We start from the raw sequence: 7,074 nt of genomic DNA on the forward strand, positions 1-7,074 counted from the left end.
GAGTTAGATGTGATGATGCCTTTAATTAGGCCTCACGAGTCCAGTTTTGCAGACGCAGAATGTCTGAAAGCACACCTGCTGCAGTAACTTCAGTACCTGCACCATAACCACGAATTACCAGTGGGATTGGCTGATAGTAAGCTGAGGTGAAGGACAGAGCGTTTTCGCCACCGACTACCTTGAATAATGGGTCTTCAGGGCCGACTGCCTTAATACCGCAGCTGCACTTGCCTCCATCTTTAATGGTTGCCACAAAGCGCAGTACCTTACCCTCATCGTGAGCAGCCTTAGCACGCTTAGCAAACTCTTCGTCAGCACCCTTGAGGTTTTCTAATACATCTTGAGCATTATTGCCAGCAAGGTACTTCTTATCCACTGGATACTCAACCTCGATATCCTCAAGCTCAAGCTTGTAGCCGCACTCACGAGCTAAGATTAACAGCTTTCTAGCTACATCAGTACCCTCAAGATCATCACGAGGATTTGGCTCGCTAAAGCCACGCTCATAAGCATCACGGGTAGCCTCGGATAAGCTCTTGCCCTCATCTACTAAACCGAAGATGTAAGAAAGAGTGCCGGACATAATGCCGTTGAATTCAATTAAGCGGTCACCAGCGGCAAGCAGGTTTTGCAGGGTGTTAATAACTGGCAGACCAGCACCCACTGTTGCCTCGTAGTAGAACTTTCTGCGGCAAGCGGCAGCAATCTGACGAATGCCCTTGTAGAACTCGTAGGTTGAGGTGTTGGCTTTCTTGTTTGGAGTTACAACGTGGTAACCAGCCTTCATCAGCTCAATGTATGAATGAGCAATCTCATCTGATGAGGTACAGTCAACAAATACTGGGTTTACGAGGTGAGAATCATCTACTAAACGCTTAGCCTCTTCAATAGAGAAGGCTGGGTTTTGGCAATTCTCAAGTAACTCAGGAATCTGCTCAAGCTTTAAGCCCATTGGATCCTTAACAAAGGTATGGCTATTAGCTACGCAAACTACGCGAATCTCAATACCTGCACGCTTTTTAAGCTCATCACGCTGCTTTTGGATTTGGTGTAACAGAGCACCACCAACGCCGCCAACACCAACCATAATGAGGTCAATGATCTGACGACCGCTAAAGAATGCGGTGTGACAGCTAAAGACAGCCTCAGATACCTTAGAGCTATCGATAACAGCAGAAATAGAGCGCTCAGAGCTTCCTTGAGCAATGGCATTAACGTTGATATTGGCCTGAGCTAAAGCACGGAAGAACTTGGAGGATACACCCTTAGAAGTTCTCATACCCTCGCCCACTACAGAGATAATGGCTCGCTTGTCCTGAATCTCAATTGGATCTAAGAGGTGAGCATTAAGCTCGAGAGCAAACTCTTCTTCAATAGCTGTACGTGCTGCAAAAGCGTCTTCAGAGTGCACACAGAAAGTAATGGAGTACTCAGAGGATGATTGGGTAATGAGCACGATAGAAACATTGGCACGGGAGATACAGGTAAACAAACGACCTGCCATACCTACCATACCTTTCATGCCTGGGCCGGATACGTTGACCATGGAGATATTCTTTAGGTCAGAAATACCCTTAGTTGGCATGGAGTGATCGGTCTCTTCAGAGATTAAAGTACCCTCACCTTGAGGATTTAAGGTGCTCTTAATGAGACATGGAATACGGTACTGAGCAATCGGACTAATAGTACGTGGATGCAGAACCTTGGCACCGAAGTAAGATAACTCCATTGCCTCTTTGTAGGACATACGACGTAATAATACGGCATCAGGTACAGCGCGAGGATCACAGCTGTAAACGCCATCTACGTCAGTCCAGATTTCACAGCACTGAGCGCCAGAAACTGCTGCTAAGCAAGCAGCGGAGTAGTCAGATCCGTTACGGCCTAATAAGACTAACTCACCGCGTCGATTAGCACCACAGAAGCCAGACATGAGCACGATTGCATCAGGATTTATAGCAATACGCTTGTAGCGCTCGATAGAAGCTTCGATATCTACAGATGACTCTAAGTACTTGCCATCGCAAACTAAGATATCAACTGGATCGATAATTTGAACCTGCTTTTGACGTGCACGTAAGAGCTCTGCCATCATGCGGATGGATAAGGCCTCACCACGGCAGTGAATGAAAGCTGCAACGCTATCAGGGCAAGAGCCAAGCAGCGCAATACCACTTACGCGACGCTTTAACTCAGAGACGGTCTCATCATAAAAAGAGAGCACGGCCTCGCCGTCAAAGGTCTTGTACTGAGCTGTAAGGTCTGTAATTAAAGGGCGAATGATTTGGTCTAAGGCGTCGAATTCGTTTTTACAATCACTACCGGCCAACGCACTCTTAACCATGGAGACTAAGATGTTAGTCACGCCAGCAGGGGCGGATAACACCAGCGCAGTCTGAATTTGCATGGATGTGTTAATCGCAATATCTGAAACAGAGACAAAGCGTTGCGCATTAGCGACAGAGGTTCCACCAAATTTTAAGACTCGCATTTGAGTTCTCCTATACCAAATCAGAGCTAATAGACCTACTTATAGCAAATAGTAGTAATCTACGCCCTGCCTTATTCCTTAGACACCTGCAACTGCAGGTAAATCGCCAAACCTTAATTACCTTGTTTAGCCTCTTAATGCACTGTTTACATACCAATCATTTAGTGCATCAAGAGCCTTCTTAGCTAAATAAAAGTAAGACTTTATTAAAAACAAAAGCCGCACCCTCTTTAAAATCACTCAAGAGCAATGACGGCTTGCTTATATGATGACCTACTTTTAATTTTTAAGCTTTGCTATGCGCCCCAATTCGGGGCTACACAAGGTATAGGTATTGTCAGTGTTTTGCACAAAATTTGTCAAGCTAAAGCCCCTTGCACAGCCTAGCGCCCGTAAGTTGGGCACTCATGCATCAAGATCAGGCGTTTCATAAAATCCCATCAAACCGCACCAAAACCAATAAAGCACATCATTAGCACCAACAACTCGCACCAAACAAGTGCAATTTACGCATCACCAGCATTTACATCAAAAGAGCACATCAGACATTAGCAAGAATAGCCAAATCAAACTCAAAGCCAAAGCCGCATACCCCCACGAATACGAAAAACATCATGCCCCATCAATATTGGCAAGATGCGTCAGCGATGGCAAAGCGATGCCCATCAACAGCGACTAAACCACACCATATCCAAAGCCAAAAGGGCTTAAATACCTCATCGGCTAGGCAAATGGCGATTGTATGCGGTTTGGTATATTACTTGCGTTATAATCGGCTAAGTTACACTTAACTAACAGCAATCTTTTGCCAACACATCTCAAGAATAATCAACTATGCGCTGCACAACGTAGCATCACTTGAGATAGGCACTGAAACTCGCTGTTAAAGGAGGTTTTCATGCATATCGGCAATCCCGGTAATTCTGCACAGCTGCTTCAGTCTCTACAGGGTCAAAGCGCTCAGACTATTACTCATGAGAACTCCAATGCCTTTAATAAGGCTCTGCAAATGCAGCAAGCTGTAACCAAACCAACTCCAGCACCCAATGGCTCAACTCAGCTTCCTGGTGCTGACGGGCAAGTGCCTGGCAATGGCAATGGCACTCAGGGCGATAATCTCTCCAAGCCATCCTCTGGTAGCAGCACTACACCTGGCCAAACAACTGGCCAGAACACATTGCAAGGTGCGGCCTCTGCAAAGGGACCTGGCTCTGCTCCGTCCATGTTTAACGCCCAAGGTAACTTAGCCCCTGGCACTAATCTGCAGGACTTTAAGCTTCTCAATCAGCAAAACGTACTGATGCAGCAAGTAATGAACATGTCTAAAACGATTAGCACCACCCAAGCTGCTGCGCTGCAACCATCTGTCATGATTTCAATTGGCATGCTCTCTCGCTTGTATCAACTTCTAGAAATGAACAAGCGCAAGCAAGCATCTCTAGCTGCTAATGCCGGCCCATCTAATGCCGCAGCGCATGTAGCCGATGAGGCTGCCATGATGCAGCAAAATCAGGTTTTAAGCCTTGTATTTATTGAGCGTCTATTCAAAATGTTCGATCCAGAAAAGCATCTGGCGCTCTCCCGCTTCTTTAAGAAAGGCCCATTAGGCGAGAACGAACACGACGAAAACACCGACGACGAGTACGGCAATACCTACTCTGACACCGACGCTGAGACCGACTACATCAAGCGCCCACGTCGCGATCGCCCAGGCATGGCTTTCCACCACTCCATGCTGACCTAAAATGCTTAAACATGCGAAAGCCCCACACTACAAGCCAAGCATTTGCTTGGCTTTTGTATTTTTAGCCCCTCTTAACAATCTGCCCATCAAAACACCTTTCAGAACAAAGCATAATTTTGGTCTTTGTCTGCACTTCTCATGTGTCAATTAATCACTACCAACCACATAAACCGCTATTATATGCGCTTTGATCAATAGGCACATTTCATGCTCAACCAGGCTCTAGCAGCCCATGAGATTGTGTCATTAGAGCTCATGGCTATTTAGAAGAGAAAACGCTATGGCCCTATACGTCAACACGAATGTCAGCTCTATTAATGCTCAACGTAAGCTCGCTAATTCAACCTTAGCCCTGAACACCTCTTATCAGAGATTATCATCAGGTCTTCGTATCAACAGCTCCAAAGATGACGCTGCTGGCCTGCAGATCTCTGACCGCTTAACTGCCCAAATAAATGGCTTAAATCAGGGAAATCGTAACTCCAATGACGGTATTGCGCTCTGCCAAACCATTGAAGGTGCCCTTGACGAAACCACCGCAATGCTGCAGCGTATCCGTACCCTCGCAGTTCAGGCAGCCAACGGTACCAACACCGAAAAGGATCGTAAGGCTCTTCAAGAGGAAGTAAACTCCCTCTCTGAGGAAATCAGCCGAATCGCCCGCAAATCAACCTTTGCTGGCGCTCAAATCTTAGACGGCGGCGGCACCAATACCCTGATGCGTGAAGTAGCCGGCCAAGCTGGTGGTGCTGGTAACGCTAAAAAGTATGAGTACTTCTTCCAGGTGGGCGCAAACTCCAAGGACGAAATTACCTTAGAGTGTGGCGCATTCACCATGAAAGCCATCTATTCTCAAGTGGAATTAAGTAAAGCCAAAAATGTCGAAGGCGTTGATATTGGTAATGACCCAACTAAAGCTGGCATGTCAAAGAATGGCCAAGGCGAAATGCGCTGGGTTGTAGACAAGCCAAGTATGGCTCAACGTACCCTGTACTCCATCGATAAGTTCATCGAATTCGTTGATTCTAAGCGTGCGGCCCTAGGCGCAATACAGAACAGAATGGAAAGTACCATTCGTAATCAGAGCTCAATTTCTGAGAACGAGTCTGATGCACGCAGCCGTATTCGTGATACCGACTTTGCCTCTGAGACTGCCGCTTTAACCTCTAATCAGATTATTCAGCAGGCATCTCAGACCATCCTGACCCAAGCTAATCAGCGTCCTACCATCGCGCTGCAGCTCCTTGGTCAGTAGTACCTATCCATTATCAAATCTATAAGGCAGCCATTGGCTGCCTTTTCTTTTGCTACTAGCCAAACTCAAACAACAATCGTTGCTTATGGACTCTAGCAAAATTGAAGGATGCTTTGTTTGTTGGATCGAGATTTGCAAAGTGCTTGGATAAGAAATATTTTGCCATGAGTGACGAATAGCCCATGGCTGACGTATGAGAGATTCACTATGGCACTATATGTAAACACTAACGTTAGCTCTATTAATGCTCAACGTAAGCTCGCTAATTCAACCTTAGCCCTGAACACCTCTTATCAGAGATTGTCATCAGGTCTTCGTATCAACAGCTCCAAGGATGACGCAGCAGGCCTGCAGATCTCTGACCGCTTAACAGCCCAGATAAATGGCTTAAATCAGGGAAATCGTAACTCCAACGACGGTATTGCCTTAGCTCAGACCATTGAAGGTGCCTTAGACGAAACCACCAACATGCTGCAGCGTATCCGTACCCTAGCTGTACAGTCTGCTAACGGTACCAATACCGCAAAAGATCGTAAGGCGCTGCAAGAGGAAGTGAGTGCACTTTCTCACGAGATCACTCGTATTGCCCAAAAGAGCACCTTTGCAGGCGCACAGATTCTTGATGGCGGCAAAAACGTTACTAATGGCCTCATGAGAAAGATTGGCCAGACAGATAACTATGAGTATTTCTTCCAAGTGGGCGCTAATGCCAAGGACGAAATTACTTTACAATGCGGTGCATTTACCATGAAAGGTATTGCCACTGCAGCTGGCATCCACAATCTCAACGCAATGAGCGACAATCAAAAGATTGATGACAAGCTTACTAAAGCTGGATTAGTTGAAAGTAACGGTCAGTTGGTGTGGGCTGTTGACACTCCAGAGATCGCTCAAAAGACTTTAAATTACGTAGATAAGTTCATTGAACTCGTTGATTCTAAGCGTGCGGCCCTAGGCGCAATACAGAACAGAATGGAAAGTACCATTCGCAATCAGAGCTCAATTTCTGAGAATGAGTCTGATGCACGCAGCCGTATTCGTGATACAGATTTTGCATCTGAGACTGCCGCTTTAACCTCTAATCAGATTATTCAGCAGGCATCTCAGACTATTCTGACTCAGGCTAATCAGCGTCCTACTATCGCGCTGCAGCTCCTTGGTCAATAACGCTCTAATTAAGCAGCTTCTAAAAAGAAAGGGCAGTGCTAAGCGCTGCCCTTTCTTTTTTAGGTTCTATAAACTATGCTGCACGATGAAAGCATTTTGATGCTTACTCTTGCGTGCTAGCTTTAGAACGAGATTAGTTGTTATCGTCGATACCCTTGGAGCAATTAACAGTTTTGAAAAATATAGATGAATGTGTTAATATACATTTATTATGAGCACATATAAGATTGGACAATTTGCTAAATTGGTACGCCGTACCCCGGCTACGATCCGACGTTGGGAGGCTGAAGGTAAAATAGCTAGTAAACGCCTGCCTTCTGGACATAGGTATTTTGATGATTCAGACTTGCGCGCAGTGATGGGCGTTAAAGCTGAGCATAGAAATACAGTTGTCTATTGTAGAGTCAGTAGCAAGGG

5 protein-coding genes are annotated in these 7,074 nt (G+C 45.9%); 4 read left to right on the forward strand and 1 reads right to left on the reverse strand.

Annotated features, from left to right (window positions below; genetic code table 11):
* Positions 1 to 25: 25 nt before the first annotated feature.
* Positions 26 to 2,491, reverse strand: a complete 2,466-nt coding sequence (thrA, locus tag RDO37_RS03550; protein ID WP_308498134.1) for a bifunctional aspartate kinase/homoserine dehydrogenase I — start codon at positions 2,489 to 2,491, stop codon at positions 26 to 28.
* An 898-nt stretch (positions 2,492 to 3,389) separates the two neighbouring features.
* On the opposite strand from thrA, the gene RDO37_RS03555 reads away from it, so the two are divergent.
* The 4 genes from RDO37_RS03555 to RDO37_RS03570 form a co-directional block, all read left to right on the forward strand.
* Positions 3,390 to 4,235: a hypothetical protein gene (locus RDO37_RS03555; protein WP_308498135.1), complete on the forward strand. Its 846-nt coding sequence runs from the start codon at positions 3,390 to 3,392 to the stop codon at positions 4,233 to 4,235.
* Between the two features lie 280 nt (positions 4,236 to 4,515).
* A complete protein-coding gene (locus tag RDO37_RS03560) occupies positions 4,516 to 5,490 on the forward strand; it encodes a flagellin (protein WP_308498136.1) in 975 nt (324 codons plus the stop codon).
* A 207-nt stretch (positions 5,491 to 5,697) separates the two neighbouring features.
* Positions 5,698 to 6,657 (forward strand): flagellin, encoded by a 960-nt coding sequence (locus tag RDO37_RS03565; protein ID WP_308498137.1) that lies wholly within the window; start codon positions 5,698 to 5,700, stop codon positions 6,655 to 6,657.
* A gap of 211 nt (positions 6,658 to 6,868) precedes the next feature.
* The coding region (locus tag RDO37_RS03570; protein ID WP_308498138.1) for a MerR family DNA-binding transcriptional regulator at positions 6,869 to 7,074 on the forward strand (206 nt) is incomplete at its 3' end.

Origin of the sequence: uncultured Anaerobiospirillum sp., assembly GCF_902485895.1 — a bacterium.
Taxonomy (GTDB): domain Bacteria; phylum Pseudomonadota; class Gammaproteobacteria; order Enterobacterales; family Succinivibrionaceae; genus Anaerobiospirillum; species Anaerobiospirillum succiniciproducens.

Excerpts from the sequence above, each read along its gene's own strand:
- RDO37_RS03565 (WP_308498137.1), top strand. The coding sequence starts at position 5,698 with ATGGCACTATATGTAAACACTAACGTTAGCTCTATTAATGCTCAACGT.
- RDO37_RS03560 (WP_308498136.1), top strand. The coding sequence starts at position 4,516 with ATGGCCCTATACGTCAACACGAATGTCAGCTCTATTAATGCTCAACGT.
- RDO37_RS03555 (WP_308498135.1), top strand. The coding sequence starts at position 3,390 with ATGCATATCGGCAATCCCGGTAATTCTGCACAGCTGCTTCAGTCTCTA.
- thrA (WP_308498134.1), bottom strand. The coding sequence starts at position 2,491 with ATGCGAGTCTTAAAATTTGGTGGAACCTCTGTCGCTAATGCGCAACGC.